General features: G+C 71.1%; 21 protein-coding genes. 9 read left to right on the top strand and 12 right to left on the bottom strand.

Annotated features, from left to right (window positions below; translation table 11 throughout):
- Positions 1–76: 76 nt before the first annotated feature.
- The 3 genes from glyA (at position 77) to ACNYC2_RS23595 (ending at position 2,983) form a co-directional block, all read left to right on the top strand.
- The gene (gene glyA / locus ACNYC2_RS23605; RefSeq protein ID WP_419704123.1) at positions 77–1,357 is read left to right on the top strand and encodes a serine hydroxymethyltransferase; all 1,281 of its coding nucleotides are present in this window, start codon (positions 77–79) and stop codon (positions 1,355–1,357) included.
- An 81-nt stretch (positions 1,358–1,438) separates the two neighbouring features.
- A complete protein-coding gene (locus ACNYC2_RS23600) occupies positions 1,439–2,323 on the top strand; it encodes a bifunctional methylenetetrahydrofolate dehydrogenase/methenyltetrahydrofolate cyclohydrolase (protein ID WP_419704122.1) in 885 nt (294 codons plus the stop codon).
- Positions 2,324–2,500: 177 nt separating this feature from the next.
- On the top strand, positions 2,501–2,983 hold the full coding sequence (locus ACNYC2_RS23595) for a VOC family protein (protein WP_419704121.1): 483 nt from the start codon (positions 2,501–2,503) through the stop codon (positions 2,981–2,983).
- Positions 2,984–2,988: 5 nt separating this feature from the next.
- Here ACNYC2_RS23595 and ACNYC2_RS23590 read toward each other — a convergent pair whose 3' ends face one another.
- Both ACNYC2_RS23590 and ACNYC2_RS23585 read right to left on the bottom strand, forming a co-directional pair.
- Entirely contained in the window at positions 2,989–3,645 is a 657-nt protein-coding gene (locus ACNYC2_RS23590; RefSeq protein WP_419704120.1) for a trimeric intracellular cation channel family protein, read from the bottom strand.
- A gap of 90 nt (positions 3,646–3,735) precedes the next feature.
- Positions 3,736–4,464, bottom strand: a complete 729-nt coding sequence (locus tag ACNYC2_RS23585; protein WP_419704119.1) for an alpha/beta fold hydrolase — start codon at positions 4,462–4,464, stop codon at positions 3,736–3,738.
- 180 nt (positions 4,465–4,644) lie between these two features.
- Between ACNYC2_RS23585 and ACNYC2_RS23580 the strand changes: the two genes are divergently transcribed.
- Together ACNYC2_RS23580 and ACNYC2_RS23575 are read left to right on the top strand one after the other, a co-directional pair.
- The gene (locus tag ACNYC2_RS23580; RefSeq protein WP_419704118.1) at positions 4,645–5,469 is read left to right on the top strand and encodes an exodeoxyribonuclease III; all 825 of its coding nucleotides are present in this window, start codon (positions 4,645–4,647) and stop codon (positions 5,467–5,469) included.
- A 134-nt stretch (positions 5,470–5,603) separates the two neighbouring features.
- Positions 5,604–5,867, top strand: coding sequence for a GlsB/YeaQ/YmgE family stress response membrane protein (locus ACNYC2_RS23575; RefSeq protein WP_419704117.1), 264 nt, complete (start codon positions 5,604–5,606; stop codon positions 5,865–5,867).
- A 96-nt stretch (positions 5,868–5,963) separates the two neighbouring features.
- On the opposite strand, the gene ACNYC2_RS23570 is transcribed toward ACNYC2_RS23575, so the two are convergent.
- From ACNYC2_RS23570 to ACNYC2_RS23545, 6 genes are all read right to left on the bottom strand, one after another.
- The gene (locus ACNYC2_RS23570) at positions 5,964–7,145 is read right to left on the bottom strand and encodes an ABC transporter permease (RefSeq protein ID WP_419704116.1); all 1,182 of its coding nucleotides are present in this window, start codon (positions 7,143–7,145) and stop codon (positions 5,964–5,966) included.
- On the bottom strand, positions 7,142–7,957 hold the full coding sequence (locus ACNYC2_RS23565; protein WP_419704115.1) for an ABC transporter ATP-binding protein: 816 nt from the start codon (positions 7,955–7,957) through the stop codon (positions 7,142–7,144). Before ACNYC2_RS23565 ends, ACNYC2_RS23570 begins: the two co-directional genes overlap by 4 nt.
- Positions 7,954–9,036 carry a secretion protein HlyD gene (locus ACNYC2_RS23560; RefSeq protein ID WP_419704114.1) on the bottom strand — a complete coding sequence of 361 codons (1,083 nt, stop codon included), beginning with the start codon at positions 9,034–9,036 and terminating at the stop codon, positions 7,954–7,956. The genes ACNYC2_RS23565 and ACNYC2_RS23560 overlap by 4 nt, the downstream gene beginning before the upstream one ends.
- A gap of 172 nt (positions 9,037–9,208) precedes the next feature.
- The gene (galK, locus tag ACNYC2_RS23555) at positions 9,209–10,438 is read right to left on the bottom strand and encodes a galactokinase (protein WP_419704113.1); all 1,230 of its coding nucleotides are present in this window, start codon (positions 10,436–10,438) and stop codon (positions 9,209–9,211) included.
- Between the two features lie 21 nt (positions 10,439–10,459).
- Complete coding sequence (locus ACNYC2_RS23550; RefSeq protein ID WP_419704112.1) at positions 10,460–12,538, bottom strand: beta-galactosidase; 2,079 nt, start codon at positions 12,536–12,538, stop codon at positions 10,460–10,462.
- 35 nt (positions 12,539–12,573) lie between these two features.
- Positions 12,574–14,502, bottom strand: a complete 1,929-nt coding sequence (locus ACNYC2_RS23545) for a glycosyl hydrolase 53 family protein (RefSeq protein ID WP_419704111.1) — start codon at positions 14,500–14,502, stop codon at positions 12,574–12,576.
- 661 nt (positions 14,503–15,163) lie between these two features.
- Between ACNYC2_RS23545 and ACNYC2_RS23540 the strand changes: the two genes are divergently transcribed.
- The 4 genes from ACNYC2_RS23540 to ACNYC2_RS23525 all read left to right on the top strand — a co-directional run bounded on the left by ACNYC2_RS23540 (position 15,164) and on the right by ACNYC2_RS23525 (position 20,075).
- Complete coding sequence (locus ACNYC2_RS23540; protein WP_419704110.1) at positions 15,164–16,153, top strand: NAD-dependent epimerase/dehydratase family protein; 990 nt, start codon at positions 15,164–15,166, stop codon at positions 16,151–16,153.
- A gap of 714 nt (positions 16,154–16,867) precedes the next feature.
- A complete protein-coding gene (locus ACNYC2_RS23535; RefSeq protein WP_419704109.1) occupies positions 16,868–18,463 on the top strand; it encodes a TROVE domain-containing protein in 1,596 nt (531 codons plus the stop codon).
- Between the two features lie 129 nt (positions 18,464–18,592).
- A complete protein-coding gene (locus ACNYC2_RS23530; protein ID WP_419704108.1) occupies positions 18,593–18,853 on the top strand; it encodes a transcriptional regulator in 261 nt (86 codons plus the stop codon).
- Positions 18,801–20,075 (top strand): type II toxin-antitoxin system HipA family toxin, encoded by a 1,275-nt coding sequence (locus tag ACNYC2_RS23525; RefSeq protein WP_419704107.1) that lies wholly within the window; start codon positions 18,801–18,803, stop codon positions 20,073–20,075. Before ACNYC2_RS23530 ends, ACNYC2_RS23525 begins: the two co-directional genes overlap by 53 nt.
- Before the next feature lie 24 nt (positions 20,076–20,099).
- On the opposite strand, the gene ACNYC2_RS23520 is transcribed toward ACNYC2_RS23525, so the two are convergent.
- The 4 genes from ACNYC2_RS23520 to ACNYC2_RS23505 form a co-directional block, all read right to left on the bottom strand.
- Positions 20,100–21,707, bottom strand: coding sequence for a GMC family oxidoreductase (locus ACNYC2_RS23520; RefSeq protein ID WP_419704106.1), 1,608 nt, complete (start codon positions 21,705–21,707; stop codon positions 20,100–20,102).
- Positions 21,700–23,184 carry an aldehyde dehydrogenase family protein gene (locus ACNYC2_RS23515; RefSeq protein ID WP_419704105.1) on the bottom strand — a complete coding sequence of 495 codons (1,485 nt, stop codon included), beginning with the start codon at positions 23,182–23,184 and terminating at the stop codon, positions 21,700–21,702. The genes ACNYC2_RS23520 and ACNYC2_RS23515 overlap by 8 nt, the downstream gene beginning before the upstream one ends.
- A 47-nt stretch (positions 23,185–23,231) precedes the next feature.
- On the bottom strand, positions 23,232–25,343 hold the full coding sequence (betT, locus tag ACNYC2_RS23510) for a choline BCCT transporter BetT (protein WP_419704104.1): 2,112 nt from the start codon (positions 25,341–25,343) through the stop codon (positions 23,232–23,234).
- A 108-nt stretch (positions 25,344–25,451) separates the two neighbouring features.
- Positions 25,452–25,760, bottom strand: coding sequence for a hypothetical protein (locus tag ACNYC2_RS23505; RefSeq protein ID WP_419704103.1), 309 nt, complete (start codon positions 25,758–25,760; stop codon positions 25,452–25,454).
- Positions 25,761–25,835: the final 75 nt, after the last annotated feature.

Here is a 25,835-nt window from a genome sequence, read left to right as displayed (position 1 = left end):
CCCGGGCAGTCGTGTCGCGGCGCGTGTGCTTTCCACCGCCGTCCGACAATCCCCGTCCCGCATGAATCGAGGAGCTATGAGCGCATCGACTCCCGACCCGCTCTCCACCCCGCTCGCTGAGCTCGACCCCGAGATCGCCGCCGTCCTGGACGGAGAGCTGGCCCGCCAGCGCGACACTCTCGAGATGATCGCGTCCGAGAACTTCGTCCCGCGCGCGGTCCTGGAGGCCCAGGGCTCGGTCCTGACGAACAAGTACGCCGAGGGCTACCCGGGCCGCCGTTACTACGGCGGCTGCGAGCAGGTGGACATCGCGGAGAACCTCGCGATCGCCCGCGCCAAGGACCTGTTCGGCGCCGAGCACGCCAACGTCCAGCCTCACTCGGGCGCCCAGGCCAACGCGGCAGTGCTGCACGCCCTGATCAACGCCGGTGACAAGATCCTCGGCCTCGAGCTGGCCCACGGCGGCCACCTCACGCACGGCATGAAGATCAACTTCAGCGGCAAGCTGTACGACGTCGGCGCCTACGGCGTGGACCCGGAGTCCTACCGCATCGAGATGGACGAGGTCCGCAAGAAGGCCCTCGAGCACCGGCCCGACGTCATCATCGCCGGCTGGTCCGCCTACCCGCGGCACCTCGACTTCGGGGCGTTCCGTGAGATCGCCGACGAGGTGGGCGCCAAGCTGTGGGTGGACATGGCGCACTTCGCCGGGCTGGTCGCGGCCGACCTGCACCCGTCGCCCGTGCCGCACGCCGACGTCGTCTCCTCGACGGTGCACAAGACGATCGGCGGGCCGCGCTCCGGCTTCATCCTCTCCAAGGGTGAGTACGCCAAGAAGATCGACTCCGCGGTGTTCCCGGGCCAGCAGGGCGGCCCGCTCATGCACGTGATCGCCGCCAAGGCGGTCTCGTTCAAGGTCGCGGCGACCGAGTCGTTCAAGGACCGCCAGGAGCGCACGCTGCGCGGTGCCTCGATCATCGCCGAGCGCCTCTCGCAGCCCGACGTCGCGGCGGCCGGCGCCTCCGTGCTCACCGGCGGCACCGACGTGCACCTGGTGCTCGTCGACCTGCGCAACTCCCAGCTCGACGGTCAGCAGGCGGAGGACCTCCTGCACGACGCCGGGATCACCGTGAACCGCAACGCCGTCCCGTTCGACCCGCGGCCCCCGCGCGTCACCTCGGGCCTGCGGATCGGCACGCCGGCGCTCGCCACGCGCGGGTTCGGCGACGCCGAGTTCACCGAGGTCGCCGACATCATCGCGACGGCGCTGAAGGACGGCGCGTCGACGGACGTGGACGCCCTCTCGGCCCGCGTGGCAGCCCTGACGACAAAGTTCCCGCTCTACCCGGGTCTCTGACAATTCCGCTGAGTGCTGGGTATCTGCCCATCTGAACGGTTTCAGAGGGCAGATACCCAGCACTCACCGAGGGAGGTATGCATGAGCGCTCAGATCCTGGACGGGAAGAGTGTCGCCTCGGCCATCAAGGGCGAGCTGAAGGAGCGGGTCGCGGCGCTGCGCGAGCGCGGCGTCGTGCCCGGGCTGGGCACGCTGCTGGTCGGCGACGACCCCGGGTCGCAGTGGTACGTCGCGGGCAAGCACCGCGACTGCGCCGAGGTCGGCATCGCGTCGATCCGGGAGGACCTCCCGGGCGACGCCACGCAGGAGGACATCGAGGCAGCGGTGCGCCGGCTGAACGAGGACCCGGCCTGTACCGGGTACATCGTGCAGCTGCCGCTGCCGAAGGGCATCGACGCCAACCGGGTGCTCGAGCTCGTCGACCCCGACAAGGACGCCGACGGCCTGCACCCCACCAACCTGGGGCGCCTGGTGCTGCGGGTCAACGAGGAGGTCCCCTCCTCGCTGCCCTGCACGCCGCGCGGCATCATCGAGCTCATCGAGCGGCACGGCATCAAGCTCGCGGGCAAGGAGGTCGTCGTGCTGGGCCGCGGGACCACCGTCGGCCGGTCGATCGGCCTGCTGCTCACGCGGCGCGCCGTGAACGCCACGGTCACCCTGACGCACACCGGCACGCAGGACCTCGCCGGTCTGGTCCGCCGGGCCGACGTCGTCGTGGCGGCCGCGGGCGTCAAGGGCATCGTCTCCGGCGACATGGTCAAGCCGGGCGCCGTGCTGATCGACGTCGGCGTCTCCCGCGAGACCGACCCGGAGACGGGCAAGTCGCGCGTGGTGGGCGACGTGTCGCCCGAGGCCGCGGAGATCGCGGGCTGGGTGTCGCCCAACCCGGGCGGCGTCGGTCCGATGACCCGCGCGATGCTCCTGTCCAACGTGGTGGACTCGGCGGAGCGAACGCTCGCCGGCTGAGCCTCGCACCGGACGAAGACGCCGGGGTGCGCCCGAGGGCCGCACCCCGGCGTCTCTCGTTGCCGGGACCTGGCAGCGACCAGGCCTACGTTCGCTCGACCGATGAGTTTCCTCAGGTCGCGAGGTCGAAGCAGGTGACGGGGCCGACGGCGGTCCCCACCAACTCAGGAGGACACGATGGCTACCGTTCGAGCGCATCTCTGGTTCGGGAACAACGACGCCGGCGAGGCGGCCGCGTTCTACGCCGAGCACATCCCCGGATCGTCGGTGGACAACGTCGTGAAGGCGCCGGAGGACGCGCCCGGTGCCGAGGCGGGCACCGACTTCGTCGTGGAGTTCACGGTGGGCGGGCTGCCCGTGACCGGGCTGAACGCAGGCCCGCACTTCACGCTGAACGAGGCGTTCTCGTTCTACCTGTCCGTCGAGGGTCAGGAGGAGGTCGACCACTACTGGGACCTCCTGACCGCCGACGGTGGTGAGCCCGGATCCTGCGGCTGGTGCAAGGACAGGTTCGGGGTCTCGTGGCAGGTCATCCCCAAGGAGCTCGAGCAGCTGTCGGGCACCTACTCGACCCCCGCCGAGATCGCCACGATGAACGCGATGCTCAAGATGGGCAAGATCGACGTCGCCGCGCTGCGGGCCGCCCACGACGCCGCGTAGGTCGCTCAGCGCGGGCGGCGTCGCACGACCAGTGCCTGCTGCTCGGGGAACCTCCAGTCGTACCGCACGGCGAGCAGCCGTACCAGGGTGGTGAGCACCACTGCGGCGACGGCTGCCCAGAGCACGGGTACCCTGAGCGCCACGAGAGCCACGAGCAGTGCGCCGCCGCCCGCGGCCGCCACCGCGTAGAGCGACCCGACGTGCAGCAGGGCGACCGGGAGGTTGAGGGTCACGTCGCGGAGCACGGAGCCGCCGACGGCCGCCGCCGTGCCGACGAACACCGCCGGGACCGCGGGCACCCCGAGCGCGAGGGCCTTCGAGGTGCCGATCGCGCCGAACAGGCCGATGACGACGGCGTCCAGCGGCAGGATGACTGGGTCGAGGCGGGCGAACAGCCGCTGCAGCGACAGCCCGACCAGGGCCGAGATCGCGGCGACGAGCACGTACCAGGGTCCGTAGATCGCCACGGGCGGCTCGCCGAGCAGGATGTCGCGCAGCAGGCTGCCGCCCAGCGCCACCCCGATGCCGACGAGGACCGTGCCCAGCACGTCGATGCGGCGGTCGGTGAACGCACCGGCGAAGAGCGCACCCTGGAGGGCGCCCAGCGCCACCGCCGCGAGCTCGGCCCAGAGGGGGATGCCGAAGGGGATGATCGTGTCCATGCGGGTGCCCGTTCTCTGTGCCTGTGTCCCGTGCCCGGCGCCGGTCCCGTCGCGCAGGATCAGGTGCGCGACGCGACCGGCGGTAACGGGTCAGCGGGCGGTGGACCGCGCGGCCTCGAGGATCACGTTCGTCACGGACTCCGGCCGGGAGACCGTCACGGCGTGCGAGGCGTCGACCTCGACGAGCGTGGCGCCCGCGCGGTCGGCCATGAAGCGCGAGAGCTCTGCGGGGACGGCCAGATCCTCCGTGGCGGAGAGCACCCACGACGGGATCGACTTCCAGGCCGCCGCGCCGGCCCGCGCCTCGAAGGCGGCGAGCCCGAGCGGACGCTGCGTGGCCGCCATGTGCTCTGCCGTGGTCGCGTCGACGTCGCCCGCGAACAGCTCGTGGAACTGCGTGGGGTCGATGTAGAGCTCCGTCGCCGTCCTGCCGTCGGGCGTGGTGTAAGGGAACGGCTGCGCCGCGCCGCCGAGCTTGGCCCCGGGGAACTTCTCGACGAGGTCGACGAGGCTCTCGCCGGGCTCCGCGAGGAAGCTCGCGACGTAGACCAGGGCGGTCACGTCCGGGTTGCCCTCGGCCGCGTGGCTCATCACGTGCCCGCCGTAGGAGTGGCCGGCGATGACGACGGGTCCGTCGATCGTCTTCAGCACGTCACGCAGGTACTGCGCGTCCGGCTCCAGGTCGCGGAGCGGGTTGGCGACCGCGATCACGCGGTGGCCGGCCTCGCGGAGCGCCGTGATCGAGCCGTTCCAGCTCGACGAGTCGGCGTAGGCGCCGTGGACCAGGACGATGGTCTGCTTGGTGGCGGTGGTGTTCATGATGCCCTCTCTCGGATCGGTCCTGCTTCTTCGAAGACCTGATGTCTTCGTCCCCCCGCGTAACGCATTGTGCGTGCAATATATTGCACGCACGGGGAGTGAGCAAGAGCACGCCGAGCGGCAGCCGCCGGCGACGGGCCTCGATGCGTCTCTGTCAGAGGCGGCCGTTACGCTTCCCGGGTGCCTCTGATCGTCGCCACCGCCAATGTCAACGGGATCCGCGCCGCCGTCCGCCGCGGTATGGACTCCTGGATCACCACCCGAACCCCGGACGTCCTGCTGCTGCAGGAGGTGCGCGCCCCCGACAAGGTGGCCCGCGAGCTGCTCGACGGCTGGCACGTCGCGCACACCGAGTGCGAGGTCAAGGGCCGCGCCGGCGTGCTCGTCGCGTCCCGGCTGCCGCTCGGCGAGGTGCGTACGGGCCTGGCCGCGTACGGGCCGGAGGGCGACGTCGAGCAAGGCGGTGACACCGGCCGCTGGATCGAGGCGGACATCGAGCTGCCCGACGGCGGGACGTTCACCGCCGTCTCCGCCTACCTGCACTCCGGTTCCACGAACCCGGGCCAGGAGCACACGATGGTGGCCAAGTACGCCTACCTGGAGAAGGTCACGGCCCGCCTGGCCGAGCTCTCGACGGCGCAGGCCCCGGCAGTGGTGGCGGGCGACCTCAACATCGCCCACCAGAACGCGGACATCAAGAACTGGAAGGGCAACCTGAAGAGCGCGGGCTTCCTGCCGGAGGAGCGGGCCTACGTGACCCGCTGGCTCGACGAGCACGGCTGGGCCGACCTCGGGCGGGTGCACGCCGGCGACGGTCCCGGCCCGTACACGTGGTGGTCGTGGCGCGGCGCGGCGTTCGACAACGACTCCGGCTGGCGCATCGACTACCAGCTCGCCAACCAGGCGCTCGCGAGTGCATGCCGCAAGATCGAGGTCGACCGTGCGCCCACCTACGCGGAGCGCTGGAGCGACCACGCCCCGCTGGTGGCCACGTACGAGCTCTGAGCTGCCCTGTCTCTCACGAGATGAAATATCTCTAGAGGCTAACTCTGGCGAGCACGGGCGCCACCCGGTAGGGTCCGGCCACCGACGGACCGCATCATCGGCGACGCGGGCCGCACGATCGAAGGGACAACGCCGTGGGAATCATCGGCTGGATCCTCATCGGCTTGATCATGGGCGCCATCGCGCGTGCCATCCTGCCCGGCAAGGCCAAGGGCGGCTGGCTCATCACCCTGGTCATCGGCGTCCTCGGGGCTCTCCTGGGCGGCTGGCTCGGCGGAGAGCTCTTCGGCGCCCGGACCAACGAGTCCTTCTTCTCCCTGACCACGTGGCTGTGGGCCTTCATCGGATCACTGCTCGTGCTGGTCATCTGGGGTGCGGTCACGGGCAGAAGGCGCTGACCTTCGACCCCGTCGCTGGTCGAGCTTGTCGGGACCCGGGTCTCGACAAGCTCGACCACGGTCGGTCTCGACAAGCTCGACCAACGGCGGACAGGGTCAGTAGCGGATCGCGTCGATCACCTTGACGCGCACCGCATAGATCGCCGGGATCAGACCGGCGAGCGCTCCGATGCCGATGGCGCAGGCCATGCCCACGAGGGCGGCGTCGAACGGGAAGCCGGGCAGGTCGTCGATCGGGCGGCCGAAGATGCGGTCGATCGGGATGTTCTTGATGATCGCCACGGCGATCACCACCCCCACGACGCCGGCCACGGTGGTCGCCACCACGGACTCCATGAGGACGCCGAAGAACACCCGTCCGCTCGTGGCGCCGAACGACCGGCGGATGCCGATCTCCCGGATCCGGTAGCGCACGGTGACCAGCGCGATGTTGAGCAGCCCGAGCCCACCCAGCAGCAGCGCGAACCCGCCCACGCCGAGCACGAGGTACTGGAGCACCCGGTCGATCGCGAAGACCTCGACCGGCGGCTTCTGCACGTCGAAGGGCACGCCGGCCGCCGCCAGGTCGCGGGGCAGCACCTCGGCGAACTGGTCGGCCAGCTCCGGCGGAACCCAGAACCGGTAGGTGTCGGCCGTGACGCGGTCCGGGAACCAGCGGATCGCCTGGTCGAACAGCAGCACGGCCCGCGGTTCCTCGCCGTTCCACTGCACGGGCACCTCGCCGATCACCGTTGCGGCGACCGGCGTCTCGCCCTCGATCACCACTGACGGGTGCGTGCCGGCCGGGGCGCCGTCGGCGTACTGGTCCAGGAAGGCCTGGTTGACGACGAGGACGGGGGCCAGCCGCTCGCTGTCGGAGTCGGTGAACCACCGACCGTCCTCCATGTCCTGGCGGGTGATGGTCCCGCTGTCGACGTCGACGGCGGACCAGTCGACGTAGCTGCCGGCCTCCGCCCCGTGGACCTGCAGGTCCGCGGTGGCACGCACGGAGTAGTACGAGATCTGGTGCCGGTCGGCGACGCCGTCGACCACCGCGTCCACCTCGGCCGCCGACATCCCGGCCCCGCCGCCCATGAACCACGCCTCGAGGGTGGTGTCCCGGCCGCTCATGCGCTCGGTCTCCTCCTGCATGGCCTGGCCGACCATCGTGACCGCCGCCGTGATCCCGGTGATCGCGGTGACGGCGCAGGCGACGCCGATCAGTGCGAGCAGCACCCGCACCCGATGGATCCGCAGCTCGTCCCAGGCCTCGATGATCGCCCCGACGACGCCGGTCATGCGGTCAGTCCGGCGGTCTGGTGGGCGGCGGTCCCGGCGGCAGCGGCTCTCGCGGCCGCGTTCCCGGCGACGGGGGCCTCGGCGATGGTGGCGTTCTCGGCCACCGCCACGGGGGCGTCGAGGTGGATGGGGACCAGGATGCCGTCGGCCAGCCGGAACTGGCGGTCCGCGCGCGCCGCGATCGCCAGGTCGTGCGTGATGGTGACGAGGGCGGACCCGGTCTCGCTCGCGGCGTCGTCCAGGAGGGTCATGATCGCCTGGCCGGTCTCGACGTCGAGGGCGCCGGTGGGCTCGTCGGCGAGGATGACGCGCGGCCCGCGGACGAGCGCCCGGGCGATGGCCACCCGCTGCTGCTCACCGCCGGAGAGCTTCTCGGGCCGGGTGTCGAGCCGCCCGCCCAGACCGACCCGCTCCAGCGACTGCGCGGCAAGCTTGTTCCGGTTCCAGAACTGCTTGCCGCGCGCGTACAGGAGGGGCGCCGCGACGTTCTCGAGGGCCGTGCGGCCCTGGAGCAGGTTGAACTGCTGGAACACGAAGCCGAAGTCGTCGCCGCGGCGCCGGGCGAGGGCGCGGCTGCGCAGGCGGCCGACGGGCTCGCCCTCCAGCAGGTACTCGCCGGATGTGGGGGAGTCGAGCAGGCCCAGGATGTTCAGCAGCGTGGACTTGCCGGTGCCGGAGCGGCCGACGATCGCCACGTGCTCACCGGGGCCGACCGTCAGGTCGACGCCGCGGAGGATCTCGAGGGTGCTGCCGTCCGGCAGCTCGACGTGGCGGGTGACGCTCTGCAGGTCGACGAGGGGGACGGGGGTCATCCGAAGCACTCCTCCTCGAACGCCTGCATGGTCGCCATGTCGCCTTCCATGGACGCCTGGTCGTACGCGGAGGTGTCGTCGCAGTTGACGCCGCCCTCCGTGCCGTCGTCGATCGGCGTGAACTCGAGGATCTGCTCGCCGGCCTTCAGGCCCTTGGTGATCTCGACCTGCAGGCCGTCGGTGAGCCCCAGCGCCACGTTGCGTGCCTCGGGCTCCGCGCCCTCCTTGGCGACCGTCCACACCTTGCCGCTCTGCGAGGTGCCGAGCACCGCGCTGATCGGCACCACCACCACGTCCTTCGCGTTCCCGTTGGTGATCTCGATCTCGCCGCCGAGACCGGAGAACGCCTTGATCTTGGGCGGGATGGCGCAGCGGACGGAGCCGGTGGCCGACTCCGGCGCCTCCTCCATGATCATGCCCTCGCTGCCGGCGGCGTCCGCGCCCCCCGCGGCCTCACCGATCGTGAGCCCGGTGCAGGTGAACGGCGCGGGACCGCCCTTGAGCGTCACCTCGGCCGTTCCGGTGGCCCCGACGAGCCGGTACTGCTGGTCGGCCGTGAGCGTGCCGGAGACGGAGAGGGTGCCGGGGGAGACCGCGCCGATGGTCTCGCCGACCGTGACCGCCTGGTCCTTGAGCACGCTGATGTCGACCGTGCCGGTGACCGGCGCGAGGATCGAGGTCCACGTGACCTTCGGCTCCTGCTCGGTGACGGTCTCCCCGCCGGTCTCCTCGTCGACCTCGACGACGGGCTCGACGACCTCCTCGCTCTTGATCCACAGGACGCGCGTGTCCTTGTCGGCCTTCTTGTCGTCGACCTCGATCTCGGCGATGACGCCGTCGGCGGTGGCCTTGATCTCGACCGGCGGGTCGGTCACCACCGAGCCCGGGACCGTCACCGCGTTGGTGACGGACCCCTTCTCGACGGAGATCACCGACTCGGTGATCTCACCGGTGGGCTGGAGCGCGTCCGGTGGGTCGAGCTCAGCGCCCTTGAGGGCCAGCACGACGAGCGCTGCGGCGATCACCGCCCAGATGATGATCCGGACTGTGGGGAAGACGTACTGGCGGACGGCACCCATGGGGGCTCCTCGCGGCGGCGCTTGACGGAGATCGAACTCTGCGGACTGGTAGCCCGGGGACATTAGCGCAGGTTGCCGGCGAGACGGGATGAAAGTAACGGGTGAAACAGGGGCCCTGCGGTCGAGCTTGCCGGGACGGGGTCCCGACAAGCTCGACCGACGGAGACGGCGGTCAGGCCGCCGGCGCGGAGGGCGGTGCCAGCAGGAACGCCGGGGCCGTCAGGCCGGCGTCGGCGAAGGCGTCGGCCACGGCCTGGGCGACCGTGTCGACGTCGGCCCGGTTGACCAGCGCGATAGCGCTGCCGCCGAACCCGCCGCCGGTCATGCGCGCGCCGAGCGCGCCCGCCGTCATCGCCGTGTCGACGACGAGGTCGAGCTCGCGGCAGGAGACCTCGTAGTCGTCCCGCAGGGAGACGTGCGAGGCGAGCATGAACGGGCCGACGTCGGCCGCGCGCCCCTCCCGCACCAGGTTCGCGAACCGCGCCGTGCGGTCGGTCTCGGAGACGACGTGCCGCACCCGGCGACGCAGGACGCCGTCGGCATCGTGCGGCTCGAGCTCGGCCAGCGCACGGTCGATGCCCATGCCACCGAGGGCCGGCGCGATCTCGCGGAGGGAGTCCAGCCCGAGCAGCTTGGCGGCCTGCTCGCACGCCGCCCGGCGGGCGCCGTACTCGCCGTCCACGTGCGAGTGCTCGGCCTTGGTGTCGACCACGAGGAGCGTGAGCCCGGCAGTCTCCAGGTCGAACGGCACGGGCACGCCCGACTCCAGGGCGCTCAGCCCCGGGCGGAAGTCGAGCAGCAGCGCATGACCCTCGCGGCAGCGCAGCGACGCCGACTGGTCGAGACCGCCCGTGGGCGCGCCCGCGATCTCGTTCTCCGCACGGCGGGTCGCGTCGACCAGCTCGGTGCGCCCGGCGTCGGACGCGGCGAGGCCGAGGCCCGCCACCGCGTCGAGCGCCACGGCGACGGAGGCCTCCAGCGCCGCCGACGAGCTCAGCCCGGCTCCGAACGGCACGCACGAGTCGACCGCGGCGTCGAAGCCACCGACCTTGTGGCCGGCCTCGGCCAGGGCCCAGGCGACACCGGCGACGTAGGCGCCCCAGCCGCCGGTGCCGGGAGCGATCTCGGAGAGGTTCGCCTCCCATACACCCTCTGCCTGCGCCGATACCAGGCGGACCCGGTCGTCCTCACGCGGTCGCAGCGCGATGAACGTGCGGTGCGGCAGCGCCGTGGGCAGGCAGAGCCCGGCGTTGTAGTCGGTGTGCTCACCGATGAGGTTGACCCGGCCCGGGGCGGACCAGACGCCCTCGGGGGAGCCCTCGAACGAACTGGTGAAGAGCTCGTCGACCCGGCGCGCGCCTTCCTCGACGGGCCAGGCTTCGAGCCACTGCGGTTCAGTCATGGGAACTATTGTCTCTCGCCGTCAGCGGGTGGTGGTACGCAGCACACGGACCGCTCCCGCGGGCACGTCGGCGGAGCCCGCGAAGGCGTCGCCGGTGAGCAGATCGGTCGCAGGTCCGCCGAGGGGCAGCTTCACCTCGCCGTCCGTGTGGTTGATCGCCACCGTGTAGGTGGCGTCCTCGCCGGTTCGGCGCACCACCTCCAGTCCCTCCACGGTGCCCGACGGCGCCAGCCCAGCGCTGGCGTACACGTCCGTCATGACCGTGGCCAGGGCATCGACGTCCAGGCTCGTCGAGACGTACCAGCCGGTCCCGGCACCGTGCCGGTGGCGGGTGATCGCCGCGCCGCCCGGCTTGGGGCCGTCGACGTAGGAGCCGACCGGCTCGGCGCCGTGGAGCACGAGGTCGTCGGCCCAGACCGTGCCGGTGAGGTCCGTGGCGTCGGTGGTCGCGGCGCCGGCTCCGGCCGCCCCCGCACGGTAGGTGACGGTGAGCCCTTCGCCGTCGCGCAGCGGGAGGAACTCCTCGACCTGCACGCCGAGCGCATTGCGCAGCGGAGCCATGAAACCGCCCGGGTGCACGGCGTCGTGCTCGTCGACTATGCCGCTGAAGTAGCTGACCAGCAGCGTTCCGCCGGCCGCGACATATGCCGTGAGGTTTGCCGCGGCCTCGGCCGTGAGCAGGTACGACGCCGGGGCGACGACCAGCTTGTACCCCGACAGGTCCTGGCTCGGCCGGGCCAGGTCGACCGTGTGGCCGTCCCGCCAGAGGCGGTCGTAGTAGGTGTCGACGCGCTCGCGGTGGCGCGCGCCCTCGCTCGGCCGGAACTCGAGGTCCTGCGCCCAGAACGACTCGTAGTCCCACAGCAGAGCCACGTCCGCCGTGACCCGGGAGCCGCGCAGCTCGGTCAGCCGGCCGAGGTTCGCCCCCAGTTCCGTGACCTCGCGCCACACCCGCGACCCGGTGCCGGCGTGCGGCAGCATCGCCGAGTGGAACTTCTCCGCGCCCGAGCGGGACGCGCGCCACTGGAAGAACATGATCGCGTCCGCGCCGCGCCCGAGGTGCGCGAACGAGTTGCGGGCCAGCTCGCCGGGCCGCTTGGCGACGTTGCGCGGCTGCCAGTTCACCGCCGACGTCGAGTGCTCCAGCAGGAGCCACGGCTTGCCGCCCGCGACGGACCGGGTCAGGTCCGCGGCCAGAGCGAGCCCCACGTACCCGCGCGGGTCGGCGGCTCGCAGGTAGTGGTCGTTCGAGACGAGGTCGACCTCCTTGCCCCAGGCGAACAGGTCGGTGGACGGGCAGCTCGCCGCCATGAAGTTCGTGGTGACGGGCGCGGAGGAGTACGCGCGGACGGCGTCCCGCTCCGCGACGAAGCAGGCGCGCAGGGCGGCGTCGGAGAACCGCGCGAAGTCGAGCTGCTGGGCCGGGTTCACGGCCTCGGGCGCCGCGGCCGGGACCTGGACGTGCTCCCAGTCCGCGTAGTGCTGGCCCCAGAACGCGGTGCCCCAGGCGGCGTTCAGCGCGTCCAGCGACCCGTACCGCTCGCGCAGCCACTCGCGGAACGCGCGCTGGGCGTGCACCGAGTAGTCGAGGGCGACCGGGGCGCCGTACTCGTTGTGCACGTGCCACCCGACGACGGCGGGGTGCGTGCCGTAGCGCTCGGCCAGCGCGACGGTGATGCGCAGGGCAGCCTCGCGGTACGCGGGGGCGGTCGGCGCCATCAGGCCCCGCCCGCCCGGGCCCATCGGGGTGCCGTTCCGGTCGACCACCCGGGCGTCCGGGTGCGCGGCGTACAGCCAGGCGGGCGGGGCTGCCGTCGGCGTGGCGAGCAGCACCCGCACACCGCCGTCGTGCAGCAGGCCGATGACGCGGTCCAGCCAGGCGAAGTCGAACTCGCCCTCGCGCGGCTCCAGCAGCGCCCAGCTGAAGATGCCGAGGCTGACGAGGTTCACGCCCGCCTCGTTCATCAGCCGGACGTCCTCCGCCCAGACCTCCTCGGGCCACTGCTCCGGGTTGTAGTCGCCGCCGTAGCCGATCTGCTCGACGTCGGTCAGCCACCCGTCGTACCGCGGTCCGGGGACGAAGGTCGGGGTCTCAGGCATGAGGGTCCTTTCTGGGGGTGTGTCAGCGGGGGCGGTCAGGGCAGGACATGGATCGTCGCCGTGACCGGGCCGTGGTCGGTGGTGCCGTCGACGGTGAGCGTGCCCGGCTGGGCGGTCGCGTCGTCGGGCACGTCCTGCCAGGTGACGCGGACGCCGTCGACGTTCCCGTCGGCAGGGGTCAGGACGTCGACCCGGCGGGGGAGCCGGACGTCGTCGCCCACCGTGGTGACGACGTGCACGGTGTCCTCCAGGACATGCGTGACGTCGCTGTCGTGGAAGACGTCGAGCGACGCGTTGGCCTCGGGGAACCAGCCCTGGCCGGTCTCGACCCACGTGAACATGGGCTGCCAGTTCGCCGGCTCCCAGACGAGCACGCCCTGCACCCGGTTGCCGGGCACGTCGTTGGCGACCTGGAAGACCCGCTGGATCGCGTCCGCCTGACCCTGGACGGTCACGGGGAACGGGGAGTTGGGCAGCGGCGTCGGGTCGCCGGGCGGCCAGCTCTCGGCCGGGTAGGCGGTCTCGGCGACGTCGAGCGCGTACTGCGGGAAGGCGTCGGCGATGGTGTGCAGGTTGTGCTCCAGCGCCTCGGGGCTGCCGTGCCACTCGGGGTAGTAGGACAGCGCGAGCACGTCGGGGGCGGCGTCGGCGGCCTCGAGGCGGGTGAGCAGCTGCGTCCAGAACTCCATGGTCTTGTCGAGGCGACCTGCGTCGACGATCGCGTGGATCTCGACCTCCGACTCCGGTGACGCCTCGCGCACCGCGCGGATGCCCGACGCCATGAGCGTCCCGAACCGGTCCCACTGCTCGACGTAGGCCTGCTGCTCGGCGGGGTCCTCGCTGCGCCAGTAGTCCCACAGCAGGCCGCCGCCGGGCTGCGACCGGTAGACGTCCGCCTCCTCGACGAAGTAGGCGGGCGCGGTGGTCCCGATGATCTCGGCCTCGCTGCCGTACATGAAGCCGTTGATCACCTCGTTGCCCACCGCCACCTTGGCGGGCGTGGTGCCCTGCTCCACGAGCTGGGTCAGGTAGTCCGCGGTGAAGTCGTGGACCTCCTGGGTCAGCTCGTCGAAGGGCAGCTCGGCCCAGGCGCGCGGCTTGGGCTGCTTGCTCGGGTCGGCCCAGCTGTCCGCGTAGTGGAAGTCGATGCCGAGGCTCATGTCGTGGTCGGTGATCTCCTCGGCCACCGTGAGCGAGCGTTCCGGGCCCTGGTACGCCGGGTCGGTCTCGACGCCGGTGGTCTCGTCGCGGGGGTCGTTCCAGATGCGCAGGCGCAGGTGCTCCATCCCGCGGTCCTTGACGACGTCGAGCAGGTGCGGGCCGGGGTCCGGCTCGCCGGCGAGGGCGGCCTCGGCGTCGAGGTAGTACGGCTGGTCGCGTTCCTGGTCGGCGTAGGAGAGGTCGGCGCCGAGCCTCAGGTCGTCGCGCAGGTAGTTGTAGGCACGCAGCTCGGCGACGCCGTTCGTGCCCGCCCGCGAGGCGGTGAACCGGACGCGCAGGTACCGGGTGCCCTCCCTGTCGACCAGCGCGGTGGTGCCGGCCGCGCCGCTGCGGCCGTCCCGGTGGTCGGCGAGGGTCGTCCAGCGCTTGCCGTCGGCCGAGGCCTCGACGACGTAGCGGGCGGGCGCCGCGTTCGCGAGCACCACCTCTACCTTGTGCAGCCCGTCGTACGCGCCGCCGAGATCGACGGTGAGGGCCTGGTCTCGCTTGCCGTGGCGGCTGCCCGACGCCGGGCGCCAGGCGGTGGCCTCGTCGCCGTCGAGCACCAGGCCGCCGTCGGCATCGTTGCTGGTAGCGCGGGTTGTGACCCAGTCCTTGCCGGCGAGGTCGGTCTCGACGGGCTCGATCACCGCCTCGCCGTAGCCGGCCGCCGACGGTCCGATCGCGAGGCCCGCCGTCGTCAGCGCGACGGCGAGTGCGGCGCCGCCCGCGAGGGCGCGCCTGCGGTGTGTGCTGTGCGTCATGAGGACTTCCTTGTCCTGGGTCGGGGGCGTTCGTCCGGGGTGTCGGGACAACGTTAGATCCTCGGCGCGCGCGGGGGAATACGCTTCCCAGCGCTGGGCGGATTCGTTGGGCCTGTTGGCTTGCATCGATTTACTGATGACCCTGACGATAGCGCCCGTACTGATGCGGAGGACTGGCCATCCAGCGGGTTCGCGTCGCGGTGTGGGCGGCAGAACGTGCGAGCGGTGACAGGCATCAGCCCGCCACCGCCCGCTCACGTGGACGAGCGGGCGTGTGTGCGCCCTCCGGAACGGCGGTTCGCACCGCCGAGCAGTACCCGTTACCGGGCCGGGGCTCGAACCCGTACTGCCATCACCAGGTAACCGAAGAGACTCCGGCCCGCTCTACGAGGCACAGGTGGGCATGTTGACGATCACCGGTGTCATGCTCTGCCATCTGAGCTACGCCGACCCGACGGGCGACGGCGGGACTCGAACCCGCGACCGAGATAACCAACGATCTCCGGCCCACCCGTGCTCGTTCCATGTTCTGTTGTCGAGTCCGGACCCTAGGCGCGCGTGAGTCGCCCTGGCCAGTACTTATTTCGACCTACGCCTGCCGGAGATTCGCCACCAGCAGATTCATGTGCTCCCCGCCGCCGCGATGCGGTTCGGTGGGCACATGCGAATCCTGGTACTCGGTGGAACGGTCTTTCTGTCTCGCGCGGTCGCGGAGGCGGCGGTGGCACGCGGGCACGACGTCACGTGCGCGGCACGCGGCGTGAGCGGCACGGTGCCGGACGGCGCCACCCTCGTCCCCTGGGACCGCGCCGACGCGGTCCCCGCTGAGCTCACGGCCACGCCGTTCGACGCCGTCGTCGACGTCTCGCGCATCCCATCGCACGTGCGCCGCGCGGTCGCGGCGTTCCCGGACGCCCACTGGACGTTCGTCTCGACCATCAACGTCTACGCGGATACCGCCACACCGGGCGGCACGCCGGCGACGCTGCCCCTGCTCGACCCGATAGAGGCCGACGAGGACCCGGCCACCGGCCCGGAGACGTACGGCGCCATGAAGGTGGCGTGCGAGAACACGGTCCGCACCGGCGTCGCGGCCGCGCTCGTGATCCGGCCGGGCCTGATCGTCGGCCCGGGCGACCCGAGCGGCCGGTTCACGTACTGGCCCGCCCGGTTCGCTGAGGCGGCGCGCGACGGTCTGCCGGTGCTGGTCCCCGAGCCGGTGGACGCCCCGGTCCAGCTGGTCGACGTCCGCGACCTCGCGGAGTGGATAGTGACGGCGGCGGAGGCGGGCACCACCGGAGACTTCGACGCCGTCTGCCCGCCGCTGCCCCGGTCCGAGTTGCTCGCCCAGGTGGCCGACGGCGCCGGGACAGCCCCGGAGCTCGTCCCCGTGGCCCCCGAGGTGCTCGCCGAGCACGAGGTCGTCCCGTGGTCGGGCCCCCGCTCGATCCCGTTCTGGGCCGCCGACCTGGTCGACGCCGGCTTCATGGCGCACGACGTCACGTCGTCGCTGGAGGCAGGCCTGGCGATCCGGCCGTTCGCGGACACCACGCGCGACACGCTCGCCTGGCTCAGCGCGACGCCCGACGCCAAGGTCACGGGCCTGACCCGGGAGGAGGAGCAGGAGGTGCTGGCCGCCGTCCGGGGCTGAACGTGTACTCATCGGGGCAGGCGGGCACGCGGACCTGCTCGCACCGTGCGGTCGCGGCCGACTGGGCCAGAATCACCCTGGCAGCATGCGATAAGTCCTGGTCACCGCCGTCCCGCGCGCCCTATGGTGCTGACGCGACAACAGAACATGGCACGAGCACGGGTGGGCCGGAGACCGTCGGTTCCCACTTCCCATGGGGAGGCTGCGGGTTCGAGTCCCGTCGTCGTCCGTCAGGACGGCGTAGCTCAATTGGTAGAGCACCAACGTCGGCGATCATCAACACGCCTACCCGTGCTTCGTAGAGCGGGCCGGAGTCTCTTCGGTCAAGCCCGATCGTTCCATGTGACGAGAGCGGTAGCAGCCTTGCGCCTGCTGCCGCTCTCGGCATGTCGGTGCTGCGCCGGGCACCGCCAGATGTCACCCCGGATATTGCCTGGTCAGAGCGAAACCGGCCCTCTAGGGTCCTGGTTCGACAACAGAATCGCGGAGGCACGGGCGGGCCGGAGACGGTCGGTTATCGGATCTCAGTGTGCGGGTTCGACTCCCGTCGCCGCCCAACGGCGGCGTAGCTCAGTGGACAGAGCATGAGACAAACCCGGTCGTCGTACACACGCCCACCCGTACTTCCACGCTCGACAGCGGTGGCGGGCCCACGCCTGCCACCGCTCTCTTCTGCCCGTCGCCAGAACTACCCATCCCGAGAGGAGCTTCGCCATGGACATCCTGCGCGCCGTCAACCGCCGTCGGACTCCCCAGAACCAGCCCGCCGACCCGCGCCAGGAGGCGAACTCCGCCGGCGGCTACACCTTCGTGCTCGACGACCCCGCTCGTCTGCGCCGTTTCCTCACGCTCGGCGTCGACGGCGGCACGTACTACGCCTCCGCCGGCACGCTGGCGCGTGAGAACGCCGAGGTCGTGGGCCAGATGGCGGCTGCCGACCCGGTGACGCTGGTCGACACGATCGTCGAGGTGTCGACGAGCGGCGCCGCGCCCAAGCAGAACCCCGCGCTGTTCGCGCTCGCGTACGCGGCGTCGGTCCCCGAGTCGGCGGCGCTCGCGCTCGCCGCGCTGCCCAAGGTCGCGCGCACAGGTACGCACCTGTTCCTGTTCGCCGGCTACGTCGAGCAGTTCCGCGGCTGGGGTCGCGGGCTGCGTCGCGCCGTCGGCGGCTGGTACACGGCCAAGGACGCCGACGCCGTCGCCTACCAGGCGGTCAAGTACCGGCAGCGCGAGGGCTGGTCGCACCGCGACCTGCTGCGCCTGGCGCACCCCGTCACGGCCGACCCCGCGCTGCGGGCGACGTTCGACTGGGTGGTCCGCGGTGCGACGGGCGAGCAGACTCCCGCGCTGGTCGAGGCGTTCCTCAAGGCGCAGGAGGCCACGGACTCCTCGACCTGGTCGGCGCTCGTCCGCGAGGCCGGCCTGACCTGGGAGATGCTGCCCGACGCCGCGCTCGCGGAGCCGGCGGTGTGGGACGCGCTGCTCGACGTCGGCATGCCCGCGACGGCGCTGATGCGTCAGCTCCCGCGGCTCACCCGGCTGGGGCTGCTGCCCGCCGCCGGCGGGCGCACCGACGAGGTCGCGAGCCTGCTCGCCGACCCCGAGCGGCTGCGGCGTGCCCGCGTGCACCCGGTGAGCGTGCTGGTGGCGCAGCGGACCTACGCCTCGGGCATCTCGGCCAGGGGCACGGGTATGTGGGAGCCCACGCAGCGCATCGTCGACGCTCTGGATGCCGGCTTCTACGCGGCCTTCGGGGCCGTGGAGCCGGCCGGCAAGCGGATGCTGCTCGCCGTGGACGTGTCGGGTTCGATGAGCGCGCCGATCGCCGGCATGCCGCTCACGGCGCGTGAGGCCTCGGCGGCGCTGGCGCTGGTCCAGCTCGCGACCGAGCCGGGCTCGTCGGCGGTCGGGTTCGCGGCTGGATCGGACGGTTCCTGGGATCCGCCGGCGATCAAGCCGCTGCGTATCTCGCCGCGCCGTCGGCTCGACGACGCCCTGCGCGTGGTCGACGAGATGCCGATGGGCGGCACCGACTGCGCCCAGCCGATGCTGTACGCGCTGGACAAGGGGCTGGAGATCGACACGTTCGTGGTCTACACCGACAACGAGACCTGGCACGGGGACATCCACCCGCACCAGGCGCTACGGCAGTACCGGGAACGCACGGGCATCCCGGCGCGGCTCGTGGTGGTGGGGATGACCGCGACCGAGTTCTCGATCGCGGACCCGTCCGACCCGGGGATGCTCGACGTAGCGGGCTTCGACGCGGCGGTGCCGTCCCTGATCTCGCAGTTCGCGCGGGGTATGTGACGGCGCGACCGGCGCGCGACTTCGATTTCGACGTCAATTCGTTCGACGTCGAAATCGAAGTCACCAATGGTTGATATCGAAATCGAAGTCACGTAGGCTGACGTCGATATCGACGTCAGGAGAGTGGTCGTGCGAAGCGTTCGGACGGAGATCGACAGCCCCGAGATGCTCGGCTTCGCGCTGCAGCAAGGCCGGCTGGTCCAAGGTCTCAGCCAGCGCGAGCTGGCGGCGCAGCTAGGCATCGGTCAGAAGTGGGTGTGGGAGATGGAGGGCGGAAAGCCTGGCATCCTCACGACCCGACTGTTCGCCATGCTCAACGCGACGGGCGTCCGACTGTATGCGGACCTGCCATTGCCTGACGATCCGGCGAAGGGAGACAGTGATGCCTGAGCTTCACGTCGAGCTGTACGGGCATCTCGTCGGGCACCTGTACTCGTCGGGTGATCGAACGTTCGACTTCCGTACCGACCACGCGGCCTTCGAGTACTTCAGGCCGGCTTCCACGACCCTGTCGGTGTCCGTACCGCTGAGCGTGGTGGACAGCCGAGGAAAGGCAGGGCGCCGCAGGGTCTTCTTCACCGAACTGCTCCCCGAGGGGAACATGCTCGCCGACTTGGCTCGCAGAGCAGGCGTGGCCGAGCACGATGTGGTCGGATTCCTGGCTCACTACGGTCGGGATGTGGCCGGCGCCGTCCAGATCTGGGACCCGGACCGTCCGGGCGAGCCACGTACGCCGCGTCTCACCGCGGTCACCGATGACGAGGTCGGGATGTTGCTCCAGGACACCCGGTCTGCGCCGCTGGGTAATTCGCCGGTGTCGGGAAAGTCGTCGCTCGCGGGTGTGCAGGAGAAGATCGTCCTGGCGCGGGTCGACGGCGGATGGCACCGCGTGCACGACGGCTATCCGTCCACGCACATCGTCAAACCCGAGACACGCGAGCACTCGTCACTGATCTACGACGAGGAGTACGGGACGCGCCTCGCTCGCACGACTGGTCTGACCCGTCACGCCTCATGGATCGAGAACTTTCCCGGCCGACCGGGCCTGGTGATCGAGCGCTACGACCGGTCGCCGAACGCGCCGCAAGGGCGGATCCACCAGGAGGACATGAATCAGGCGCTCGGGGCGGTCGGAAACCAGAAGTACCAGGAGTACGGCGGAAAGGTGAGCCTGGCACGGGTCGCGGAAGTGCTCGCACGGGTGACGAACGACGACTCAGAGGAGCGCTTGCTTCGTATGACGGCGTTCGCCGTCGCCATCGGCAATCTCGACATGCACGCGAAGAACATCTCGCTGATCCACAACCCGGACCAGACGACGACGCTCGCGCCCGCCTACGACGTCGTACCCTTGCGACAGCACCCGACCGATGGCCGGATGGCGCTCGCCGTGAACAAGAAATACGTGCACGCGACGATGACTGCCGAGGATCTAATAGCGGAAGGTGCGGCCTGGGGCGTGTCCGATGCCGAAGGAGTCGTGCGGAAGACTCTCGAAGCGACTCTGACCGCCATCGAGACGGAAGAGCCGGACCGGCGAGCTGACCCGAAGCTCCGGGAGACGCTCCTCGCGTTCACGCGCAACCTGCTGGCAGGCGACCAAGCGTCGTAGGACCTGCGTCGCACGTCTGACACGTCAGCCCTGGACCGTTCTGTCCTCCGTCAGGAAGTCCGCGCAGCGTTCGCCGATCATCATCACCGTGATGTTCGGGTTGACCGTGGTGATCTCCGGCATGACCGACGCGTCCGCAACGCGCAGCCCCGTGACGCCCTTGACCCGCAGCCGCGGGTCGAGGGGCGAGCTGTCGTCGTCGACCGCGCCCATCCGCACCGACCCGGTCGGGTGGTAGACCGTGTTGTGGGTGCGCGCGATGTAGTCCGCTATCTCCTCGTCCGTCTGCACGTCAGGCCCCGGGTACAGCTCCGCGCCCGCCCACTGCGCCATCGCGGGCTGGGCGACGATCTTCCGCGCGAGCTTGATGCCCTCGACCATGACCTTCATGTCGTACGGGTCGGTGAAGTACTTCGGGTCCACCATCGGCTTGTCCCGGAAGTCGCGCGAGCGCAGCCGGACCGTGCCCCGGGAGCGTGCGTGCGTCACGTTCGGCGTGAGGCAGAACCCGTTCTCCGTGGTCGGGTAGCCCTGCCGCGCCGTGTGCATGTCGAACGGCACGGAGCCGTAGTGCATCATCAGGTCCGGCCGGTCCAGGTCCGGCTCGGTGGCCGCGAAGATGCCGATCTCCCACCACTGCGTCGAGGACGTCGTCATCGGCTGCTTCGCCTCCCACTGGATCACCCCTTCGGGGTGGTCCTGCATGTTCGAGCCGACGCCGGGCGCGTCCACCAGGACGTCGATCCCCACCTCGGCGAGATGCTCCGCGGGCCCGATGCCGGACAGCATGAGCAGCTTGGGGGAGTCGATCGCCCCGGCCGACAGCACCACCTCCTGCCGCGCGGTGAACGTGCGGTGGTGGATCAGGTCCGGGTCGAGCACCTCCACGCCCGTGCACCGGGTGCCGTCGAAGACGAGCCGCCTGGCGCGGTGCTCGGTGAGGATCGTCAGGTTCGGCCGGTCGAGGATCGGGTGCAGGTAGCTCACCGACGACGACGAGCGGACGCCGTCCTCCCGGGCGTTGATCTGGAAGAAGCTCGCGCCGGTGACGACCGTCGTGCCGTCGTTGAACTGCACGCGAGGGATGCCCGCCTGCTCGCACGCGTCCAGGACCGCCACGCCGCACGGGTCCGTGGACGGGACCTGGCGGATCCGCACCGGGCCGTCGTGTCCGTGGTGCACGCCCGGCTGGTCGTTGTTCTCGAGCTTCGTGTAGTACGGGCGGGACTCCTGTGCCCGCCAGCCGGTGGCGCCCATCGCCTCCCACTGGTCGAGGTCCTCGGCGGGGGCCCAGAACGCGATGCACGAGTTGTGCGAGGAGCAGCCGCCGAGCACCTTGGCCCGCGCCTGCCGCATGAACGAGTTGCCGTTGGTCTGCGGCTCGATCGGGTAGTCCCAGTCGTAGCCCGACTCCAGCAGCCCCATCCAGCGGTCCAGCCGGAGGATGGCGTCGTCGCCGACGTCGGACGGCCCCGCCTCCAGCAGGGCGACGGAGACCTCGGGATCCTCGCTGAGCCGGGCGGCGACGGCGGCGCCGGCGGAACCCCCGCCGATCACCACGTAGTCGAAGGTGCGCTCACCGGTCTGCGCGGCGGCCTGCTTCTCGGGGTGCTTCGCGGGCTGCTCAGTCATCGGTGCCTCCGAACCACCCGGTCACCGCCGGGCGCAGGTTCTGGTAGATGTGCTTGGACTCCTGGTACTCGGCAAGGCCGGCCAGGCCGAGCTCCCGGCCGAACCCCGACTGCCCGTAGCCGCCCCACTCCGCCTGCGGCAGGTAGGGGTGGTAGTCGTTGATCCAGATCGTGCCGTGCCGCAGCCGGTTCGCGACCCGCTGGGCCTTGCCCGCGTCCTGCGACCAGACGGCGCCCGCCAGGCCGTAGATCGTGTCGTTGGCGATCTCGACCGCCTCGTCCTCGGTGCTGAACGTCTCGACGGTCACCACGGGACCGAATGCCTCGTCGACGACGGCGGAGCTGCCGCGCCGGACGCCGTCGAGCACCGTGGGCAGGTAGTAGAAGCCCGCCTCCAGCTCGCCCGTGCCCCACTCGCCGCCGCAGCGGACGACGGCGCCCTCCTCGACCGCCTTCGCCACGTACGCCGTGACCTTGTCCCGGTGCGCGGCGGAGATCAGCGGGCCGGTTTCGGCGGCGTCGTCGAACGGCCCGCCGAGCCGGATCTGCCGGGCCCGGCGCACCAGCTCGTCGACGAAGCGGTCGTGGATCGACTCCTCGACCACCAGCCGTGCCCCGGCCGAGCACACCTGGCCGGAGTGCACGAACGCCCCGTTGAGCGCGTTGTCCACCGCGGCGTCGAAGTCGGCGTCCGCGAAGATCACGTTCGGGTTCTTGCCGCCCAGCTCCAGGGCCACCTTCTTGACGGTCGCGGCGGCGCTCGCGGCGATGATCCGGCCGGTGAGGAGGCCGCCCGTGAACGAGACCAGGTCGACGTCGGGGTGGCTGGAGAGGGGTGCGCCCGCCTCGGGACCCGCGCCCAGCACCAGGTTCGCGACGCCCGCCGGCACGCCGGCGTCGGTCAACACCTCCATGAGGAGGACGGCGGTGTGCGGCGTCAGCTCGCTCGGCTTGAGCACGAAGGTGTTGCCCGCGGCCAGGCAGGGCGCCACTTTCCACACGGCCTGCAGCAGCGGGTAGTTCCACGGCGAGATGAGGCCGCAGACCCCCACCGGCTCGTGCACCACGCGGCTCAGGACGTCGGGGCTGCCGGCGTCGACCACGCGCCCGGCGTCCACGCCCGCGAGCTTGGCGAACCAGCGGAAGCAGGCGATGCAGTCGTCGATGTCGATGCGGCTCTCGACCAGGCGCTTGCCCGTGTCGCGGGACTCGGCGAGGGCGAAGTCCTCCGCCCGCTCGGCCAGGAGGTCGGCCACGCGGTGCAGCAGCTCGCCGCGCTCCGGTGCGGTCGTGGCGCGCCACGGGCCGGCGTCGAACGCCCGGCGCGCCGCGGCGATGGCCCGCTCGGTGTCGGTGGCGGTCGCCTCCGACACCTCCGCGACGAGCGAGCCGTCCGCCGGGCAGCGGATCTCGCGGGTGCCGCCCGCGGCCGCTGCCTCCCAGGTGCCGTCGATGTACAGGGTGGTCGGTGTGCTCATGGTGGTGCTCCCGGTCGGGACGTACGGGACGTGCGGGTGTGCGGTGGTCAGCTCTCGACCGGTTCCGTGTCGTGGGTCGGCGAGCTGCTCGCGTGCAGGAACAGCAGGTGCCGCTCGTACTGGTCCAGCACGTCGGCGATGAGCTGCTCCTTGGCGTAGTCGGTGACGTCGTAGCCCTGCGTACCCTCCGCGAGGAGCACCTCGACACGGAAGTACGTGTCGCCCTGGTCCGACGTGTTCATGCGGAACGTCGGCGTGGGGTGCGCCTGCGGCCACAGCGTGTAGGTGAACGGGGCCTCGTCGCCGTGCTCGACGGTGAGCGTGATGGCCGGCAGCCCGGTCTCGCCCACGGGCGCCTCCGTGCAGGAGGTCGCGATGCCCTGCTCCTCGAGCGCGGCGGAGACCTCGGTGAGGGCCGGGCGCACCGTGCGGTCGATGAACCGCAGCACGTGGCGGCGGTCGGGGAAGCTGACCAGCCGCTTGAGCCGCTGCCGCCAGCCCGGTGTGCCACTCGCGCCCGGTTGCCCGATGCGGCCCGACAGGCTGGACGGCAGTGCCGTGCGGAGGGTGTCGAACTTCTGGCCCTCGGTGCGCAGCACCTTGTAGAGGGCGAACATCACGCCGAACATCACCAGCGAGAACGGCAGGCCCATGATGATCGTCCCGGACTGCAGCGTCGTGATGCCGCCCGCGAGCAGCATGCCTGCCGTGAGGAGGCCCGTGGCCGACGCCCAGAAGATGCGCAGCCAGATTGGCCCGTCGTCCGACGCCTCGTGCATCTTGATGGTCAGGTGCGACAGGACGAGCGCGCCCGAGTCGGCGGACGTCACGTAGAACAGCAGCCCGATGAAGATGGCCAGCCCGATCGTCGCGGGCGCTGCGGGGAACTGCTGGAGCAGGGCGTAGATGCCGGACGCCGGGTCGTTCATCGCCGCGTCGCCGAACGCGGCCCCCTCGGCGCCGCCGTTGCGGATGTGGTCGAGGGCGCTGTTGCCGAAGACGGACACCCACAGCAGCACGAAGACGAACGGGATGGTGAGCGTGCCGACCACGAACTGGCGGATGGTCCGGCCACGCGAGATCCGCGCGAGGAACAGGCCGACGAACGGCGCCCAGGCCACCCACCAGGCCCAGAAGAACAGGGTCCACGCGCTCATCCACTCGGTGGGCGCGTCGAAGGCGTAGGTGTTGAGCGTCATGCCCGGCAGCCGGGAGACGTAGTCGCCGACGTTCATCACCAGGGCGTTGAACAGGAACGTCGTCTTGCCGGTGACGACGAGGAACAGCACCAGCAGCAGGGCGAGCACCACGTTGAGCTCGGACAGGCGCCGCACACCGCGCTGCACGCCGGAGACCACGGACAGCGTCGCCATCACGACGGCGAGCGCGAGCAGCGCCACCTGTGCGCCGACGCCGATCGGCACGCCCACCAGGTCGGAGAGCCCGCGGTTGAGCATCTCGACGCCGATGCCGAGGGTGGTGGCCAGGCCGAAGACGGTGCCGAGCACGGCGGCGACGTCGACGGCGTCGCCGAGCCTGCCCCAGACGCGGTCGCCGAACAGCGGGTGCAGCACGGACCGGATGCTCAGCGGCATGTTGCGCCGGTACGCGAAGTAGGCGATCGCCATGCCCATGAGGGCGTACATGCCCCAGCCGATCACGCCGTAGTGGAACAGCGTCCAGACGATGGCCATCCGGGCGGCCTCGACCGTGCCGCCCTCGCCGACGGGCGGGGCGAGGTACTGGGTGGCCGGCTCGGCCACGGAGTAGAACATCAGGTCCGTGCCGATGCCCGCGGCGAACAGCATCGCGGACCAGGTGAACAGGCCGAACTGGGGCTTGGACTGCTCCGGGCCGAGCTTGATGCGTCCCGCGCGGGAGAGGGCGACGCCGATGACGAACACCAGGAACGCGGCGGCGGCGACGAAGTAGTAGGCGCCGAACCAGTCAGAGATCCTGGCGACGACGACGCCGATGTACTGCTCGGTCTGCGCCGGCCAGATGATCGCGGTGAGGCCGACCACGAGGATCAGCGCCGCGGAGCCGAAGAACACCGGCGGATTGATGCTGCTGTGCCGTGGCGCTTCGGTCGGGTCGGCTGCTTCGGTCGGGTTCTCGGCTGCTGCGGTCGGACTCTCGGTCTTCGCCGGGCTGCTCATGTTTTCCTTCGTCGACGACGTTGGGCGGTGACCACCGTACATCGAGATCAAATTTCACCCTCTATCCCGGTGGTCGAGGCCCGACCGGTCCGGTACAAGAGCGCGACATCACGCCCGACGTCGGAGCGCCGCCCGCTGTTCCGGCGTCAGGGCGCCCCTGAGCTGTTCGGCGGTGACCGGTAGACCTGCCCGCGCCAGCGCACGCAGCAGCGCGCCGGTCTCGCCCGTCGCGAGCGGCCAGGGACCCGCCGACATGGTCTCCTGCACAGCGGTGAAGAACCGGGCCGCCCTGGCGAGCCGGATGCCCGCCGGGGTGTCCGGGCCGAGTGCCTCGACACCGCGGGCGGTGATCCGGACCCAGCGGGCGTTGGCCTCCACGCTCTCGTTCCAGCTGGTGGACCAGACGTCGTCGCCCACCACGTAGCGCTCGCGACGGCCGGCGGAGGTGCTGGTCCGGAGGCTCTCCTACCGCCGCCGCTGAGCCGGGGCCGC

The organism is Promicromonospora sp. NFX87 (genome assembly GCF_048564965.1).
Lineage (GTDB): Bacteria > Actinomycetota > Actinomycetes > Actinomycetales > Cellulomonadaceae > Promicromonospora.
This window is presented reverse-complemented; position numbering and strand designations above follow the sequence as displayed.